15 protein-coding genes are annotated in these 18,603 nt (G+C 43.2%); 8 read left to right on the forward strand and 7 right to left on the reverse strand.

Annotation, left to right across the window (positions count from 1 at the left end):
* Positions 1 to 5: 5 nt before the first annotated feature.
* Positions 6 to 1,199 carry a multidrug effflux MFS transporter gene (locus SKC37_RS06975; RefSeq protein WP_377980786.1) on the forward strand — a complete coding sequence of 398 codons (1,194 nt, stop codon included), beginning with the start codon at positions 6 to 8 and terminating at the stop codon, positions 1,197 to 1,199.
* Between the two features lie 121 nt (positions 1,200 to 1,320).
* The gene (locus SKC37_RS06980; RefSeq protein WP_377980787.1) at positions 1,321 to 3,918 is read left to right on the forward strand and encodes a TonB-dependent receptor; all 2,598 of its coding nucleotides are present in this window, start codon (positions 1,321 to 1,323) and stop codon (positions 3,916 to 3,918) included.
* Between the two features lie 42 nt (positions 3,919 to 3,960).
* On the opposite strand, the gene SKC37_RS06985 is transcribed toward SKC37_RS06980, so the two are convergent.
* Together SKC37_RS06985 and SKC37_RS06990 are read right to left on the reverse strand one after the other, a co-directional pair.
* A complete protein-coding gene (locus SKC37_RS06985; RefSeq protein ID WP_377980788.1) occupies positions 3,961 to 5,184 on the reverse strand; it encodes a hypothetical protein in 1,224 nt (407 codons plus the stop codon).
* Positions 5,185 to 5,206: 22 nt separating this feature from the next.
* Complete coding sequence (locus tag SKC37_RS06990) at positions 5,207 to 6,106, reverse strand: hydrogen peroxide-inducible genes activator (RefSeq protein ID WP_377980789.1); 900 nt, start codon at positions 6,104 to 6,106, stop codon at positions 5,207 to 5,209.
* Between the two features lie 270 nt (positions 6,107 to 6,376).
* Between SKC37_RS06990 and katG the strand changes: the two genes are divergently transcribed.
* Positions 6,377 to 8,524: a catalase/peroxidase HPI gene (katG, locus tag SKC37_RS06995; protein ID WP_377981075.1), complete on the forward strand. Its 2,148-nt coding sequence runs from the start codon at positions 6,377 to 6,379 to the stop codon at positions 8,522 to 8,524.
* A 59-nt stretch (positions 8,525 to 8,583) separates the two neighbouring features.
* Here katG and SKC37_RS07000 read toward each other — a convergent pair whose 3' ends face one another.
* From SKC37_RS07000 to SKC37_RS07020, 5 genes are read right to left on the reverse strand one after another with little or no spacing between them, the layout of a single operon-like run.
* Positions 8,584 to 9,984 (reverse strand): Gfo/Idh/MocA family protein, encoded by a 1,401-nt coding sequence (locus SKC37_RS07000; RefSeq protein WP_377980790.1) that lies wholly within the window; start codon positions 9,982 to 9,984, stop codon positions 8,584 to 8,586.
* A 33-nt stretch (positions 9,985 to 10,017) separates the two neighbouring features.
* A complete protein-coding gene (locus SKC37_RS07005) occupies positions 10,018 to 10,935 on the reverse strand; it encodes a TolB family protein (protein WP_377980791.1) in 918 nt (305 codons plus the stop codon).
* A 36-nt stretch (positions 10,936 to 10,971) separates the two neighbouring features.
* A complete protein-coding gene (locus SKC37_RS07010; protein WP_377980792.1) occupies positions 10,972 to 11,322 on the reverse strand; it encodes a VOC family protein in 351 nt (116 codons plus the stop codon).
* Between the two features lie 3 nt (positions 11,323 to 11,325).
* A complete protein-coding gene (locus SKC37_RS07015; RefSeq protein WP_377980793.1) occupies positions 11,326 to 13,467 on the reverse strand; it encodes a xanthine dehydrogenase family protein molybdopterin-binding subunit in 2,142 nt (713 codons plus the stop codon).
* Positions 13,468 to 13,472: 5 nt separating this feature from the next.
* The gene (locus tag SKC37_RS07020) at positions 13,473 to 13,952 is read right to left on the reverse strand and encodes a (2Fe-2S)-binding protein (RefSeq protein ID WP_377980794.1); all 480 of its coding nucleotides are present in this window, start codon (positions 13,950 to 13,952) and stop codon (positions 13,473 to 13,475) included.
* A 124-nt stretch (positions 13,953 to 14,076) separates the two neighbouring features.
* Here SKC37_RS07020 and SKC37_RS07025 point away from each other — a divergent pair, with 124 nt between their 5' ends.
* Genes SKC37_RS07025 through SKC37_RS07045 form a run of 5 tightly spaced genes read left to right on the forward strand, consistent with a single transcriptional unit; the run spans position 14,077 to position 18,599 of the window.
* Positions 14,077 to 14,673: a TetR/AcrR family transcriptional regulator gene (locus tag SKC37_RS07025; protein ID WP_269001221.1), complete on the forward strand. Its 597-nt coding sequence runs from the start codon at positions 14,077 to 14,079 to the stop codon at positions 14,671 to 14,673.
* Positions 14,674 to 14,723: 50 nt separating this feature from the next.
* Entirely contained in the window at positions 14,724 to 15,998 is a 1,275-nt protein-coding gene (locus SKC37_RS07030) for a TolC family protein (RefSeq protein WP_377980795.1), read from the forward strand.
* Positions 15,999 to 16,007: 9 nt separating this feature from the next.
* Positions 16,008 to 16,943 carry an HlyD family secretion protein gene (locus tag SKC37_RS07035; protein ID WP_377980796.1) on the forward strand — a complete coding sequence of 312 codons (936 nt, stop codon included), beginning with the start codon at positions 16,008 to 16,010 and terminating at the stop codon, positions 16,941 to 16,943.
* Between the two features lie 8 nt (positions 16,944 to 16,951).
* Positions 16,952 to 17,878 (forward strand): ABC transporter ATP-binding protein, encoded by a 927-nt coding sequence (locus tag SKC37_RS07040; protein WP_377980797.1) that lies wholly within the window; start codon positions 16,952 to 16,954, stop codon positions 17,876 to 17,878.
* Entirely contained in the window at positions 17,862 to 18,599 is a 738-nt protein-coding gene (locus tag SKC37_RS07045; protein WP_130922354.1) for an ABC transporter ATP-binding protein, read from the forward strand. The genes SKC37_RS07040 and SKC37_RS07045 overlap by 17 nt, the downstream gene beginning before the upstream one ends.
* Positions 18,600 to 18,603: the final 4 nt, after the last annotated feature.

Below are 18,603 nucleotides of genomic sequence, written 5' to 3' on the forward strand. Positions count from 1 at the left end.
CTATAATGCTTACTTCTGCGAACCGCACGAAAATTATCTTAATACTTGGAATCTTGTCAGCCATTGGACCCTTGTCCATTGACATGTATTTACCGGCTTTCAAAAACATCGCCCTTGCCCTGAACTGCTCACAAGAGGAGATGGGTTATACGCTTTCCAGTTTCTTCTTCGGGATCTGTTTAGGACAATTAATTAGTGGCCCTTTATTAGATCATTTCGGTCGCAAAAACGTGCTCTATTTAGGTCTATCGATTTATGTTCTGAGTTCAATTGCTTGTGCTTTCGCTACATCAGTAGAAATGTTAGTCATTTTCCGATTGTTCCAAGCGCTCGGCGGAAGTGTGGGAATGGTCGCCCCTAACGCGGTTATTCGCGAAACATTTGAGGAAAAAGAGCGGCCTAAAGTGATGTCCTTAATGATCTTAATTTTAGGGGTGTCGCCAATTTTAGCGCCGTCTTTAGGTAGTTTATTGTTGACGGTTGCGAGTTGGAAAGCCATCTTTTTAGTCTTAGCCTTTATCCTATTAGTCATCATTTTCTTGATCAAATCTTGGTTGCCGGAGAAGACCAATCGCGAGCACGGTGGTCCGTTCCGAATCTCTACTATCTTACAAGCCTATAAGGCATTATTTAAGGAGAAAGAATACTTGGTTTTCGCTTTTACTGGCGCCATTGGTGCGGGTAGTATTTTTACCTATGTAGGTGGAGCTCCCCTCACTTTCTTGACGTATTATGGGGTGGATGAGTCCAAATTTGGTTTCATTTTTGCGATCGTAGCCTCCGGTATTATTTCCGCTAGTCAGTTAAATCGCGTCGTATTGAAAAAGTATTCGAGCTTACAGATTTTGAGAGTGACCTTACCCACGCAATTGGTGTTAGGCATTATATTAGCCACTTTAGCGAAATTAGATTTGCTCTCAATGGAAGTGAACATTGGTCTTTTATTCCTAATTATGGGTTGCCAAGGGTTCAATTTCCCTAACGTAGCGACCCTCGCGCTAAAACCTTTTCATAGGGGTGCCGGAACAGCTTCTGCGATGCTAGGCTCTATTCAAATGGCTTGGGGTGCCGTTTGTGCTACCTTAGTGGGTTTGCTTTTTGATGGCACACCATTCACGATGGCGATTATCATCGTGGGCTGTGCGGTGATAGCGAATACAATTTTATTCGGAATCGGGAGAAAGTACATTGCCCAATAAACCTTTTCTCTCAAAAAATCCATCATTCATCTCTACATTCGACCGTCAGGCAGAATAAATGCCCTATTCGCTTAAATGAATGTACCTTTGTGATACAATTAAATTGAAATCAATCTACCTAATGAAAAATATACTTGCTTCGGCGCTACTAGCGCTTCTATCCCTTTCCACTTTTGCACAAGGTCCACCCGCTGGAGCTGGCGCCCGCGGCCCGGGAGCTAATTTAAACCAAGGTCACGTCTTCGGAAAAGTCGTAGACGAAACGGGAAAACCGGTTGAATTTGCCTCGGTTGTATTATTAAAGACGACCGTAGATCCGGCAACCAAACAAGCGAAAGACATCTTAGTCAAAGCCCAAACAGCCGAATTGAATGGTGACTTTAACTTCAAGGAAATTCCGGTAAACGCGCGTTTAAAAATCAAAATCTCTTTCGTCGGCTATAAGAACTACGAAGCAACCGTTACTTTCGAAATGCCTAAATTGGAACCAGGTGTTCAGCCGGATATGATGAAGATGATGGCGGCATTTGAGAAAGATTTAGGGAACATTAAATTAGCCCAGGATTCAAAAGAATTAGAGAATGTCGTGGTGACGGGGACGAAGTCTTTGGTCGAAATGGACATCGATAAAAAATCCTTTAATGTAGCGCAAAACCTAGTAACAACTGGGGGAACCGCGATCGACGTGATGCGCAATATTCCATCCGTGCAAGTGGATATCGACGGAAACGTGAAAGTGCGAAATGCGAATCCAACTTTGTTTATTGACGGTCGTCCTACAAGTCTATCGATGGATCAAATCCCGGCGGACATCATTGAGAAAGTGGAAGTCATTACGAATCCATCTGCGAAATATGATGCGTCTGGAAGTATGGCAGGAATCATCAACATCGTGTTGAAGAAGAACAAAAAGAATGGTTATAATGGAATGGTGAATGTGGGTGCGGATCGTTTTGGAGGTTCCAATATCATGGGGAATTTCACCTACCAACAGAATAAATGGAACCTGACGGCAACCTTGATGAACATGCGGGTGCGCAATAATTCCATCGGGAATAGTGTGCGTACGAGTGATTTAGGCGGGATTTTATCTTCTGTCAGTCAAGAATCAGATAACAAGACACAAGGGGTGATGTTTTTCCCGCGTGTTTCAGCAGATTATGCAGCGAGCAATCGGACGACCTTGTCTTTAGGTGCTTTCTTTGGTGGTGGTGGTCAATTTAAGCCTACGGAGGACACTTATATTTCAAGTACCGTGAATGGTCTGACTACCTTAAGTCACCGCGTTTCTGAGAGCTCTCGCGAATTTAAGCCGTCTGGATTCCAAGCTGGATTCAAACATACTTACCCGAAAGCGGGGAGAGAATTGACAGGGGATTTGAACTACTTTGGCGGAACAAACAAAGGGGAAGGTATGTTCACGACGGATTACCTAAACAATAATTCGATCACAGGAACACAAATTCAGAAGAACCTAGGCACTGGAAAGAATGCCTTTATGACCGTTCAGTTAGATTACGTGACCCCGATTAAAAATGAAGGTACGATTGAAACGGGTTTACGTGCGCAGATCAATGATATCGCGAACGAAAATACCAATACCTTAAAGCCGGTTGGTTCAGATGTGTATAGAACGATTACGTCTGCTTCGACAAACTATGAAAGCTCAAACAATGTGTACGCGGCCTATTTCTCTATTTCAGGCAAGGCAAGCAAAACACTTTCGTACAAGATAGGATTACGTGGGGAGAGCTCAGAGTACGAGGGAAAATTGTTGAATACAAACCAAACCTTTAGCAATAAATACCCGCTTAGTTTGTTTCCATCGATCTTCTTGAAGAAAGATTTATCGAAGACCGATCAGTTACAATTGAGCATCACGCGTCGCGTAAATCGTCCTAATTTCTTCCAACTTATCCCGTTTGTGGACTACAGCGACAGCTTGAATATCCAACGCGGAAACGCGGACTTAGTTCCAGAATTCACGACATCTGGCGAGCTTTCCTACAGCAAATCACAGGGTGCTGCGACTTTCTTAGTGTCTGGTTATTACAAATACACAGACAATTTGATCACGCGTTATTTGAAGCAAGAGACGAATCCGATCAGTGGTAAACTGGATTTGATTAACACGTTTGTGAATGCGAACTCGAGCATTAACTATGGTTTAGAGTTCACGTACACAAACAAGTTGCAGACGTGGTGGGATTTGACGGCGAACGTGAATATGTATAATTCGAAAATCAATATATCGAACATCGATGCGACTCAGGTAAATGAGGCTTTATGGACGGTGTTTGGTAAGTTGAATAACACGTTTATTTTGCCCAAAAAATGGAGCATCCAATTGTCTGGCGATTACCAAGGCAAGACGAATGTGCCCGTCACACAGAACCAAGGAATGCAAGGCCCTCCAGGCATGCAATCACAAAGCTCTTCGCAGGGATATATTGAGCCCTTCTTTGGCATCGATTTAGCGATCAAAAAGTCATTCTTGAAAAATGATATGGCTTCTTTGACCTTAGCGTTTAATGACCTGACGCGTTCACGTGGAAACACCCGCGTTTCTTTCGGAGAGGGATTCTCGCAGACGTCCTACCGCCTATCGAATCCTCAAATGATTCGTCTTACGTTCTCGCTTCGTTTCGGTAAATTTGATATGAGCCAAATGAAAAAGAACAATTCTGGTGGCGGAATGGATGCCATGCAGATGCAGTAATAATAACAATAGAAAGGCCCGAAAATACCGGGCCTTTTTTTATTAACTAAACTGGAAAATCAGCGGGAACAAGAAGCTGACTATCGCCGCCCAAATGGCATAAATGGGTAGATAAATAGTCATTCCAAGCTCGACTTCTTCGATGGATTTGGAGCCTTTTAAAAATCCCCAAAGCCTCTTCGCTACCATCATCAGGTGTAACATAACTATTATGTTACTTCCTAACACGGCCAAACGATTAGGTGTAACCCCATATTCCAATAGTCGATAGCCGATAGCCGTCAAAGCAATCCCATTATCGAGAATGGCTAAAATTGCTAAGGCGAATAAGAAATACTGATGTACACGTGAAGCATTCGCTTTCGTTGCCTCTCCTAAAGAGAACAAAATCAAGGCCATCACTCCGATTAAAATCCCGTTAAACACCAATAAGAATTCCCGATCATTGTAAGGGTCTTTTCCAGTAGATATAATAGCTACTAAAAATAAGGCTAACGTGATTGTAACTAGCGGGGTAAAAATGCGCGCGATGACAGGAGAAATTTTACTGACAAGGCTGGTATTTTGACGAACTAAAAAGGTAGCAAAAAGAGGAACAGATGGCAAAGCAGAAAGGACTAAATACCGGAAATAAAAATCATCAATTTTAACTTGGATTAAGCCAAACAAGCTCAACGTAAGGCCTGTAAACAGCCCTCCGGCTAAAACTATCACCACCGTCATCACAAGTAAGTCCCCATGGTAACGTAAGAAATCCATTCGCTTCCCAGAATCTGAACCGGCAAAAATATAGCCTACTACTAGCCAACTTAACAGCGGAATATGTAAGCTTGTTAACAGCAAGGTGGTACTTTTTTCAGGTAATAAATTAATGAATACGGCTGAGGCAATCAAAATCAACAGCGGTCCTATTAATTCCCGCCAAGTCAACCCCTGTTTATACGCAAAATAGGCTCCGATGCCTGGCATTACAAAAAAGGACATATTGCGCGGAAAATACCGGTCATGAGACAAACTAAAAATATCCGGAAATTGCATGAAAAAAGCAGCTAGAGAAGCGACAAAAATAAGCAACACCCAATCACCCTTAGAACCCCAAGAAGTAGACGAGACAGCTAGACGTTCGTGCCAAATTTTTGCCGAAATCTCTGATGAAATCTGTGGATAAACGGTGTGAAAGGCGCGAGTAAAAGCAGACGGATTCGAGCGATATAATTGCTCTAAAGCAGCCGGATTTGCAATCTGTTGTATGATTTGATTTTCCATAGGAGGAAATTTACGACAAGGTTTAAGAATTCAATCGCTCATTCACTTTAACGGTGATTTCCGCTTTTAAGCGGTTCAAAATATTCCATTTTGCATACGGGCGATAATACGCAAGACTCACTTCGCGTGTCAAAGCTCCATCCGTTAAATCAATTAAATGCGCTTGCCTGGCTTCGCTCATTTGGCCTACATACAAAGCTGGTAACACCGTAAAGCCACTGAATTCGTCCACTAAATTTAATAAAGTATCAAACGTGTTCGATTCCACTGATAAATTAGACGGCAAGGACTTGTTCTTCTTCAAATCACACAGCTGAATGATTTGATCCCGAAGGCAGTGCCCCTCTTGCAATAGAAACATCCGTTGCTTCGCTAATTCAGATTTCGCAATGGAACGACTTCCTGATGGCAAATGGCCATAAACACACAAATCTTCCACATACAAAAGCTCCGTTTCTACCTCGGTCGAGGCAATGGGTGTACTTAATACACCTACATCTAATTTCCCTTCACGTAAATCCTTGATCAGTTGATTTGTTGTCACTTCGTACACTTCTAGCTGTAACAAAGGGTATTTCTCTACCAAATGCTTCAGAATTAGGGGCAACATCGAACTCGCAATGGTAGGAATAACGCCCATCTTAACGCGTCCCTCTACTTTTTGATTAATCGCCTTAGAGGAAGATAATAGCGCGTTCGCGTGGGCCACCACTTGCTGGGCCTGCAGTAAGATCTCTCTACCATTTTCAGTAGTCGCAATGGGACTTGCCTTTCGATCGAAAATCACGATATCCAGCTGCTCCTCCAGCTTTTTTACCATCGCACTCAAAGTCGCCTGCGTAACATGACAATAATCAGCTGCTTTCGAGAAGCTTTTAAATTGATCAACGGCCAGTATGTATTCTAATTGCTGTATATTCATTGTTATAGATATTGTCTATGTCAAATATAGAAAATTTCAGTTTTCTCTATCCATTTTTTGCCACTAATTTGGCACTACTAAAAATCAAGAATCATGAAAAAACTACTTTTCCTTTGCGGCGTCCTTGCTTCCACAGCAACTTTCGCGCAAGATTATCCGAATCCGCACGCGGCGGCGGGCGCAAACCCCCACACGGCAAGCCCACACGGAGCGAATCCTCACGCAGCAGCTGGCGTGAATCCACATGCTGGAATCAATCCTCACACGGGAATGAAAGCGTCTGGAACGACAAACAAAGATTGGTGGCCTAACCAATTGAATGTGGGTATGCTTCGCCAAAACTCAGAGAAGTCAAACCCGATGGGCCCAGACTTCAATTACATCAAAGCATTTAAGAGCCTAGACTACTTTGCCTTGAAAAAAGACATCGCAGCGGTCTTGACTAAATCACAAGATTGGTGGCCGGCTGACTTTGGCAATTATGGTCCACTATTCATTCGTATGGCTTGGCATAGTGCGGGTACGTATCGTACAGGCGATGGCCGTGGCGGTTCTCGCGCGGGTCAACAACGTTTCTCTCCATTGAACTCTTGGCCAGATAATACGAACCTAGATAAGGCGCGTCGTTTGTTATGGCCAATCAAGCAAAAATATGGTGATAAAATCTCTTGGGCAGACTTAATGGTCTTGACAGGAAACGTATCATTAGAGCAAATGGGCTTCAAAACCTTTGGTTTTGCGGGTGGTCGTACGGATGTATGGGAGCCAGAAGCGAACGTATATTGGGGATCTGAGAAGAAATGGTTAGACGATAAAAACCGCTATTCAGAGGGTCGCAAATTAGAGAATCCATTAGCGGCGGTTCAAATGGGCTTAATTTATGTAAACCCAGAAGGTCCTAATGGTGTGCCAGATCCGGCAGCTTCTGCGAAAGATATCCGCGAGACTTTTGGTCGCATGGGTATGAATGATGAGGAGACAGTTGCGTTGATCGCGGGTGGTCACACATTCGGTAAAACACACGGTGCGGGTCCGGCTACAAACGTTGGAGAAAATCCTGAAGCAGCCGGAATCGAGGAGCAAGGCCTAGGCTGGAAGAGCACGTATAAATCAGGTAAAGGAAAAGATGCGATCACGTCTGGTTTAGAAGTGACGTGGACTTCAACACCTACACAATGGGGTATCGGGTACTTGCACTTATTGTTCAATAATGAGTGGTCTTTAGAGAAAAGCCCAGCGGGTGCGAACCAATGGATTGCGAAAAATAGCGCCAACATTATTCCTGATGCATTTGACAAAAATACCTTCCACAAGCCTACGATGTTAACAACGGATATTGCTTTACGCGTGGATCCGGCCTACGAGAAAATCTCTCGTAACTTCTTAGATAATCCAGAAGTATATGCAAAGGCTTTTGCCAAAGCTTGGTTCAAATTAACGCACCGCGATATGGGTCCTAGCTCTACTTACTTAGGACCAGAAGTGCCGAAGGAGCAATTGGTTTGGCAAGATCCCATTCCTGCTTTAAACCACGAGGTAATCAACGCAACGGACATTGATGCCTTGAAATTGAAGTTATTGAACTCGGGATTATCGATCAGCGAATTAGTTTCGACAGCTTGGGCTTCGGCTTCAACCTACCGTCACTCAGATCGCCGTGGTGGTGCTAATGGAGCACGTATTCGTTTAATGCCACAACGTAACTGGGAGGTAAATAATCCGAAGCAATTAGAGAAAGTATTAGCTGTATTAGAGAAAATTCAAAAAGAATTCAACGCTACATCTAGCAAGAAAAAAGTATCGATCGCAGACTTAATCGTCTTAGGTGGTTCTGCTGCGGTAGAAAAAGCCGCTGCAAATGCGGGTGTGAAGACTACTGTGCCATTTATCCCAGGCCGTATGGATGCAACACAAGAGCAAACTGACGTAGCTTCCGTAGGATTGTTAGAGCCGATGGCTGATGGTTTCCGCAACTACTTGAAAACACAATACACGTTATCGACGGAAGAATTGTTCGTAGATAAAGCGCAATTATTAACCTTAACAGCGCCAGAAATGACGGTATTAACAGGTGGTATGCGCGCCTTGAATACGAACTACAATGGTTCGAAGCACGGTATTTTCACTACGAAAAAAGATGCGTTAACAAATGACTTCTTTGTGAACTTATTAGAGATGGGAACGACTTGGAAGCCAGCGAACGCAACGAAAGAAGAGTTCGTAGGAACGGACGAGAAAACGGGTGCGGCACGCGCTACGGCGACACGTGCGGACTTGATTTTTGGATCGAATTCTGAGCTTCGCGCTTTAGCTGAAGTGTATGCAACGAAAGATTCTCAAAACAAATTCGTCACTGACTTTGTTAAAGCATGGGTTAAAGTGATGAATCTTGATCGCTTTGACGTCACATTCAAATAATAATTAGTTGAGTTTAATTAATGAAAAAAGCCGGCCCTTATTAGAGCCGGCTTTTTTGTTTACTTCAATTTCATATTGACTGGATCCCACTGGATGATTTTCTTTTGGAAGTAACTTTCGTTACAAGCTAAGGCTGGCGCCGCTGCTCTAAATCCAAAGGTAGCATCTTCTACTACGGACGTCCCGTTGCGAATCGCATCAAAGAAATGTGTGAAGTGATCCACGTGCTCATCATATCCAGCAGGTGCTCTGAAAATCACGTCCTCTTTCGTAGGGCGTTTGCGTTGTGCGTCTGTCCATTTCGCGTTATAATCGCGCGTCATTTCTTCCTGCATACTCTTAGGTAGTGTAAACACGGAATCATAACCACCAAAGCCCGGAGCTTCTGGCATAATGCTATGCTTCACAGAAATCGTATTTCCTTTCACATCCATCACACCCTCTGAACCGATCAAACGTATCACCTCTTGCCCGCCTGTTCCGCTGACAAAGTTGACTTGCAAGGTTAACTGGAAGGCAGGGTGCTCAGCCGTGTTACCATATTGCATCACACCTGACATCACATCTGGTAAGTTACGGCCGTCGTTCCAGTGGCTAAATTGCCCTGTCGAGAAGATCGTTTCTGGACCATTCGAGTTTGTCATGAAGTGCGTTCCAGACAATAAGTGGATGAATAAATCACCCGCTACGCCGGTTCCTACTTCTTTAAAGGCACGCCACCAGAAGAATTTCTTCGCGTCGAATTCCATTTTCGCGGTTGCCTCGATGAAACGATTCCAATCACAAGTGGAAGCGTCTGCATCCTTCGGAATGGTGTATTGCCAAGCGCCGATGGAGCTTTGGCGATCGTAGACCGCGTTCACCATATTTAATTTTCCGATCTCACCAGCCGCTAACATCTCTTTTGCTTTCGCTAGGCCGATGCTGCTCACGCGCTGAGATCCTACTTGTAAGACTTTGCCGTATTTCTTTTGGGCTGCAATGACCTTAGGGCCTTCATCTATTTTATAAACCATCGGTTTTTCGATGTAGACGTGTTTGCCTTTTGCCAAAGCGTCGATCGTAATGCGCGCGTGCCACACATCATGTGTCGCAATGATCACCGCATCGATGTCCGAACGGTCTAATAATTCTTTGTAATTACGCGTCGTGTATAAATCCTTGCCGTATAATTCCTTCGCATTTTCGATGCGACCCGTGTATAGATCACAGATTCCGGCTAATTCCACCCCTGGCACTTTCAGCGCTGAGGCTAAATCAAAGTGACCCTGTACCCCAAAACCAATCACCCCTAAGCGAATCTTTTCGCCCACCGAGATGCGTTTTTCGTAAGTTAAAATGCGTTCCTCTGCTTTTTGTTGTGCGCCCAAAGAGGCGAATGGCGAAGAGGCTGCCACAAGGCCAGTTGCCCCGATTTGTTGTAAAAACTTCCGTCTAGAAGCTTGACTATCTTTGTTCATGTTAACTAGGTTTTTTGTGAATTTACTCCCTTTTTACAAATCTTCCAAAGCATAACGTACATAGGCAAATTTCTGGCCATCTGGGCTCCAGGAGGGCACATTAATCGTTCCTTGACCGCCATAAAATGCGTCCGTTAAATCTTTGACCGCTTTTGTTTTTAAATCCAATAAGCGCAGTTTGACTTGATGGCCAAAGGGGTGGGCCTGCTTTTGGTCCTCCATATAGGTGATAATCGTCGCCACTTGATTGTTAGGCGCGATGTGTGCAAACCAGTTCGAGTGCGCATCGAACGTCATCTGTTCCGGCTCTGATCCGTCCGCTTTCATTCGCCAAATCTGCATCATCCCAGACCGATACGAATTGATATAAATGTGCTTGCCATCCGGCGCATATTCCGGACCGTCATCTAAGCCTTCTGTAGAGGTCAACCGAATCTCATCGCCGCCATTCGAAGACATCGCATAAACGTCATAATTGCCATTTCTCGCCGCGCAATAGACCATCGTCTTGCCATCTGGAGAAATGCCATGCCAGTAAGAGGGGGTTAATGGAGTAAGCTGAACCGGATTTCCGCCTTCGGAAGAAACTTTGTAGATGAAGGAGGTATGCTCTTTGATCTCGGCTTTAGCACTCGAAATATACAAGGATTTCCCATCGAACGAATAACCATGATCGTTATTCGCTTTGTCCACCGATCCGGTGTTTAATTCGCCTAATTTTACGCCTGTCGGGCTGATTTTCTCTAGCTTTCCGTACGCATTAATCAACAAATACTGGCCATCTCGCGACCAATTAGGGGCTTCGAAATGGCGCTTTTCGGTGAGGATTAATTCCGATTTGCCAGAGTCCAAATCATACACATAGAGAGAAGAAATCACTTTTTTTCCGGCAGGAATCTGCGCAGAAAGAGACAGGCTGAATCCCAGCAAGAGAATCGCTAATTTTTTCATGTTTCATAGGTTTAGAAACGTAAGTTAGAAAAATAATTAGCTATTCATATCCTGACCGAAATGAATGATATTCCCACTGTTATCTAAGATGCTGAATTGGCGCATGCCCCAGGCCATCGTTTGAAGCTTCCCATTAGGGTGCACGATTCCAAGTACTTCGCATTCTATGTATAAAGCGTCAATCTCATCCACATAGACGTAACATCCCGTGTTTTTCGGGATGCTCTCGTCATCGCAACACCACAAATGAATGTTGATTTCGTCTCGCGAAAACATCAAATAGCCATCCCATTTGGCATTACTTGTAAAGCCCAAATTTTCATAGAACGCTACCGTTGCGTCGCGATCTAAATAGGCTAGAATGGGGGTGGCTTTTAATAAAGGCATAGCTTAAACAAAATCAATCTCTAATGGCAACTTGCGTAAACGCTTCTTCGTCAAAGCAAAGATAGCGTTCCCTAAAGCCGGCGCAAACGGCGGCAAACCGGGCTCGCCTACCCCTTTAATTTTTGTGCCTTCCGTGATGATTTCGACAATCACCTCTGGGGCCTCGCTCATGCGCGTCACTGGAGTGGTATCGAAGTTCTTTTGCTCCACTACCCCGTTTTTCAAGGTAATGGCCGGATGAATCGCTGCACTTAAAGCCATTAAAACGGCACCTTCCACTTGTGCTTTCACGTTATCTGGGTTTACGACTGTTCCTAAATCGATGACCACGTATACTTTGTCTACCGACACCGCTCCGTTTTTCGCCAAACTCACTTCCACCGCTTGAGCCGAAAGTCCTGCAAAAAAGTCCCATTGTGCCACACCGCGAGCTTTACCTGCCGGCAGCGGTTTGTCCCAATTTGTGATCTCGCGTAATTTTTTCAACACGCGTTTGGTATCAGTATTCGTTGATTGTAAATCGATGCGGAAGTCTAGCGGATCTTTTTTGGCCTTGTGCGCTAACTCATCAATGAAACATTCGTGTGCAAATGCCAAAGTAGAACTTGTTACCGAACGCCAAGCCGCCATAGGCACGTGATAATCCGCAAACACAAAGCTATTCTTCATGTTCGGGATATCGTATTCCTGGGCACTAATGCCCTCCGTCATCATACTGTCTAACTTCGTTTTGTCCCAATTAGGCATCGCGCTGTCCATAAAACCGGGGCTGATGACCTTGTGTTGAAATGAAACTAATTGATTTTTTTCAGACAAACCGCCGATCATTTTAGAGAAAGTCATGGGACGGAAAGGCCCCTGCGTCGTCGTGTCTTCGCGCGACCAAACCACCTTCACCGGACTATCCACCTGCTTCGCCACATTAATCGCTTCCACGATATAATCGAAGTACAATCTTCTGCCAAAGCCTCCGCCAATAAATCCAGCGTGCAGCGTGATATCTTCTGGATTAATGTCCAAAACCGCCGGCATACTTCCCATCATTCCCGGTCCTGTCACTGAAACAGGCACCTGAGTCGAAGTCCAAATCTCTACCTTCTTGCCTTTTACGTGCACCGTGCAGTTCATCGGTTCCAACGGATGATGCGCCACCATAGGCGTCTCATAAAAGGATTCGACCACCTGATTTACCGGAATGTCGACTGATCCTTTTTGCTTATCTAAAATGCCCTCCTCTTTCGAAAGCGCACGTAATTTGTTCTCGTAATCGCTGGAATTGAATGTCTCAAAACCTTTGGTATCCCAGTCTATTTTCAAGGCTTTTCTTCCTTGAATTGCCGCCCAATAGGTCTTCGCAATGACTGCAACTCCCGTCGAACTGTATTTCCCAATCACGCGTTCAGCTGAAACCACTTTCACCACACCTGGAACTTTCAGGGCCGCAGTGGCATCGAACGTTTTCAGCGTACCGCCTATGACAGGGCATCTTTCCACGCTGGAATATAGCATTCCTGGAACATCGGCGTCGATCCCGAATTCAGCCTTACCGGTCACTTTTAAGGGAATATCAGGGCGCTTGACAGATTTTCCAAGCATTTTGAAGTCTTTCGGATCCTTTAATTTAGGCTCTTTAGGGATTTCTAAAAGAGACGCGGCCTCCGCTAATTCTTCGTATTTAAGAAAGCGATTAGTCGCAGTGTGTAAGACTTTTCCTTCTTTCGCCGTACAAGATTCGGGGCTAACTCCCCATGTCTGGCTTGCGGCTTTGACTAGCATTTCTTTAGCGGATGCACCTATCTTGCGGTAGGTCAAATAGCCTTCGCGAACGGTCGAACTTCCGCCAGCCCATTGGCCTCCGCCGAATTCCTTCTCACCGCTAGTATTTTTGATGGTGATTTGGTCCAAAGTTACTTCTAACTCTTCCGCTATCATCGAGGCAACGGCCTGGTATGACCCTTGTCCCATTTCTGGATTTGGGTTGAAGATTGTGATGCCGTTGGCGTCAATTTTAATGAAAGGCGTTAGGGATTTTGCCGTGGAAATGACCGCAGTGCTTTCTCCTTTTACGTAGGACAATCCTAACCAAAACGTTAGTCCCGTTGCCCCTGCTTTTTTGATGAAACTTCTTCTAGATTCGAGTGACATAAGGCTTAGGATTTAGTGGATTTGGACGCGTTTTTGGCAGCAGTTTGAATAGCTGACTTAATGCGAGAATACGTACCACAACGGCAAATATTTCCGGACATATAATTCTCAATATCGGATTCCGATGGCTTGGGATTTGATTTCAACAAAGCGGTGGCTGACATAATTTGGCCAGACTGGCAATAGCCACATTGGGGTACTTGGTGCTCGATCCAAGCCGCTTGAATGATTTTCTCTAAACGCGTCGAAGCACCCTCAATCGTCGTGATTTTCTGTTTAGCGGTAATACTGCCTACCGGAGTTTGACAAGAACGAATAGGTTGTCCATCTAGCTGTACCGTGCAAGCACCACACAGGCCCTGACCGCAGCCAAATTTCGTTCCTTTCAATCCTACGATATCGCGGATCGCCCACAATAAGGGCATTTCTGGGTCCACCTCGATGCGGTGAACTTTCTGATTAATCGACAGTTCGATTGTTTTCATAGATTTAGAGTATTCGTCCGCTACTAAATTAATAGGTTAATCCGATATGATTTTAAAAAAATGAAAAACTAAGTTGGACGAGTAAAAATAAATTCTGACATTTGTGTCAAACGTAGTTGTCAGCATGGAAAGCCCAGAAGAAGAAATCTTAGTGTCAGCCTTTCAAGTCTTTGTCGAAAAAGGCTTTGAAAACGCTACGATGCAAGAAATTGCAGAACGGGCAGGCATTAAACGTACGGTATTAAACTACTATTTCAGATCCAAAAAACTGCTTTACCATCAAATTGCTAAAACATTGATGCGTCAAGCGCTTCCGCAGATGTTAAAAATCTTGAATAGCGATCTGGCTTTTGAAGACAAAATAGCGTCGTTTGTTAAAAATTACATTGAACTAGGATTGAAAAATCCATTTATGCCCCTGTTCATCATTAATGAGTTAAACAGCCTTGGGATAAAATTTGTCGAAAATTTACTCGATGGAGATAAGCCTACTATCGAACCATTTCTCACACAAGTAAATGCCGAAATCAAAGCTGGCCGAATTACCCCCATTGAGCCCATCCAATTATTTATGCACATCATTTCACTTTGTGCATTCCCTGTTTTGGCTAAACCAATGATCATGTTAGTAACTCAGACGAACGAAAAAGAATTTAAAGACCTTTTAGAAACGCGTAAGACAGAAGTCACTCGCTTAATTTTAAGAAGCATCAAACCTTAAAAAAATTTACCTAAAAACTGACAATATTGTCAGACACAAAAGTCAAAACGATGAAAATAAAAATTTACACACTTTGGGCGATTCTACTCATTGGAAAACCCGTGATAGGTCAAAATGTGACGCTTGCTATGTGCTTAGAAGCGACTCAAAAAACAGCGACCAATACTAAACAAAAAGAAATTGAACAAGAACTAGGTAAGCTAAACGCGCGTGTCATTCAAACAGGATGGTTACCGCAAATGTCACTCAACGGGCAAACAACTTATCAATCAGATGTTACAGGGTTAGCCATCGAAATACCTAACCTTCGTATGACCCCAATCAATAAAGATCAATACAAAACCTTTATTGATATAAATCAATTAATCTACGATGGAGGTGCAAGCAAGACAAGAACAATGCTTCAAGACCTTAGCTCAAAAAACTCACTCACTCGCATTCAGTTAGCGAATCGAAATCTCCTTCAAGAAACACAAAAAATATATTTTAGCGCCTTATTAGCGCAAGAAAATCGGCAGATTTGGGAAACCGCCAAAGAAGAAATTTTAGCAAGGAAAAGCGTCTTAGAGACGGGCATTCGCTTTGGTGCACGCACGAAAAATCAACTTGATATTTTAGCTGTTGAGTTGCTTAAAATTGAACAGCAAATCACAGATATCAGTGCTGCAAAAACGATTGCCGTTGAAATGTTAAACCTATTAACCGGCATGAAACTAAACAACCTAACCTCATTCCAAATCCCGGCTAACATTCAAAAGATCACACCGCTTTCCTATGAAACCTATGAAATGAAACTGCTTCAAAATCAGCAATCTTTAATTGCGACAACCGAAGAGCTGAATCAATCGAAGCTACGCCCTAAAGCCTTCGTTTTCGGACAAGGTGGCTACGGAAATCCGGCTCTAAATATGTTGAAAAACGAATTTCAGTCCTATTATTTGATGGGTGTCCGACTAAATTGGGACCTTTCCTCATTCTACACGAAACGCCTGAACCAAAAAAGCTCCCAATTACAAAAAGAACTAATTCTTCAACACCAAAGCGATTTAGAACGCCAACTTTCGATGCAATACACGAAAATGTCCGAGGAAGTGAAACGCTATGAGAAGTTGATTGAAATGGATCAAGCCATGATAAGCATTCGGGAACGCATCAGCGTTACGGCTGCCTCAGAATTAGATCTGGGTACAATCACAGCGACACAATTCGTAACAGAAAAAAATGCAGAAAAAGTAGCTAAACAATCCTATCTATTACACCAAATTCAAAAACTAGCTTTCCTTCAAGACGCTACCTTATTATTTGACTCAAATTCTTCTTTATAAATCAATCACATGAAATCATCTATTTACTTATCCCTTCTAATTTGCGCTTCCTTAGTAAGCTGCAATCAAACAAAAGAAGCCGACGCTTATGGCAATTTTGAAGCTACAGAAACGATCGTTTCTGCCGAGGCAAATGGAAAAATTAAATCCATCTTACTTTCGGAGGGAGATGTCATTTCAGCGGGCACACTCGTTGCAGAAATCGACCCCTCTATTTTAGCCCAACAAAAAAATATTGTTGAGGCAAATATCCGAACAGTCAAAAGCAAATCCCCTGCCATTGAAGCTCAATTAAACGTATTGCAAAATCAAATCGCTAGCTCTGAAAGTCAACGAAAAACCTTTGCTCATGAACTAAACAGAGTTTCAAATTTACTGGCAAATGGAGCTGCAACACCTAAGCAGGTGGATGATATCCAAGCGCAAATCACGCAATTAGATAAGCAAATTATCACGCAAAAAAGCCAACTGAAAGCCCAAGAAATTGCCTTAAAAAGTCAAGCAAAAACCATTACTAATGAAGCAGCTGGTCTGAAGGAACAAATCAACCAAATTCAACTTCAGTTAGATCAAGCCAAGGTGTTAAATCCGATCAATGGTACCGTTACAGCTAAATTTGTAGAGGCAAACGAAATCGTATTCTATGGTAAACCATTGTACAAAATCGCAGATTTATCCAACCTAATTTTACGTGCCTATTTCTCCGGAGATCAATTAAGCCAAGTTAAACTGAATCAGAGCGTTAAGGTCCGTATTGATGAGGCAGCAGGAGCATACAAAACGTACACGGGAAAGGTCATCTGGGTAAGTCCAAAATCAGAATTCACCCCAAAAATTATTCAAACAAAACAAGATCGCGTCAATTTTGTCTATGCCGTCAAGATCAAAGTAGTGAATGACGGTGGGTTAAAAATGGGGATGCCTGCAGAAGTTATTTTAAACTAAGCATCAGATTGAAAAAGAGCGCAATACATATAGAATCGATATCCAAAAGATATGCTGAAGTCCAAGCTTTAGATCAAATAAGTTTAGACGTAGAAGAGGGGGAATTATTTGGATTGATAGGGCCAGATGGTGCTGGAAAAACGACGTTGATTAAGATCTTAGTCACCCTTTTTAGTGCTGATGACGGGAATGCCAGTATATTGGGAATGGATACGAATGATTCAAAAGCATCTATTCGAAAAATTATAGGTTATATGCCTGGGCGTTTTTCCCTGTATCCTGACTTAAGTGTAGAAGAAAACTTGTCCTTTTTTGCCAGGGCTTTTGACACCACAATGGAGGAAAATTACTCCTTAATACAATCGATCTATGACCAACTAAAGCCGTTTAAAGATCGAAAATCAGGAGCTCTTTCTGGAGGAATGAAACAGAAATTAGCCTTGTGTTGTGCGCTGATCCATCGACCAAAAGTCTTAATTCTTGACGAACCCACCACCGGCGTGGATGCTGTTTCTCGGAAAGAATTTTGGCAAATGCTACACGAAATAAAATCACAGGGAATCACCATTTTAGTATCTACCCCTTATATGGATGAAGCGAATTTATGCGACCGAATTGCGTTTTTACAAGGAGGAAAAATACTATCCATTGATACGCCAAGTAAAATAACAGGCCAATTCCCTTGGCAACTTTTTGCGATTAAAAGCCAGCAAAAATATGCATTAATAGAATGGCTAAGAGCCTGGGAAAAGGTAAGCTATTGTTATGCTTTTGGAGAATACCTCCATATAGCCTTTTCAGAAAATGCTATTCAAATGAACGAGATAAAAGAATATTTGTCCGCAGGTTCCATTTCAGATGCAGAAATAGTGAACATTCCTCCGACAATAGAAGACACATTTATATACCTCATGGAGAATGGAAACAGTCGTTAAAGTAGATCAACTTACGAAGAAATTTGGTTCCTTTATTGCCACAAATGCCATCAGCTTTGAGGTAAAAAAGGGTGAAATTTTTGGGTTTCTAGGGGCGAACGGCGCCGGGAAAACCACCGCAATGCGCATGCTTAGTGGCCTCTTAACCCCAACGTCAGGAGAGGCGAGTGTCGCCGGTTTTGATGTGGCCACACAAGCAGAACTTGTCAAACAAAACATAGGCTATATGAGTCAAAAATTCTCACTTTACGAGGATTTGACCATCCAAGAAAATATTGATTTCTATGGTGGGATTTATGGGTTAAGCCGACAAGAAATAAAGGATCGATCCAAAGGCATCGTTTCCAAGTTTCAGTTAGAGTCTGTCATTCACAAATTAGTGAAAACAATTCCGCTGGGATGGAAACAGAAATTAGCGTTCGCCTTAGCCCTTATACACAAGCCCAAAGTGGTTTTCTTAGATGAACCCACTGGAGGAGTCGACCCTATCACACGTCGCCAGTTTTGGGACTTAATTTATGAAGCGGCTAACGATGGGGTGACCATTTTTATTACGACGCACTACATGGATGAAGCGGAATATTGCGACCGAGTGTCCATCATGGTAGATGGACTCATTAAAGCATTAGGAACGCCAAGTGAATTGAAGACCTCTTTTCAAGTGGATAGTATGGATGCCGTGTTTCAACTTCTCGCCCGCGGAACGGCAAACAAAATATAATTTG

Source organism: Aquirufa esocilacus, from assembly GCF_042715595.1.
Classification (GTDB): Bacteria; Bacteroidota; Bacteroidia; order Cytophagales; family Spirosomataceae; genus Aquirufa; species Aquirufa esocilacus.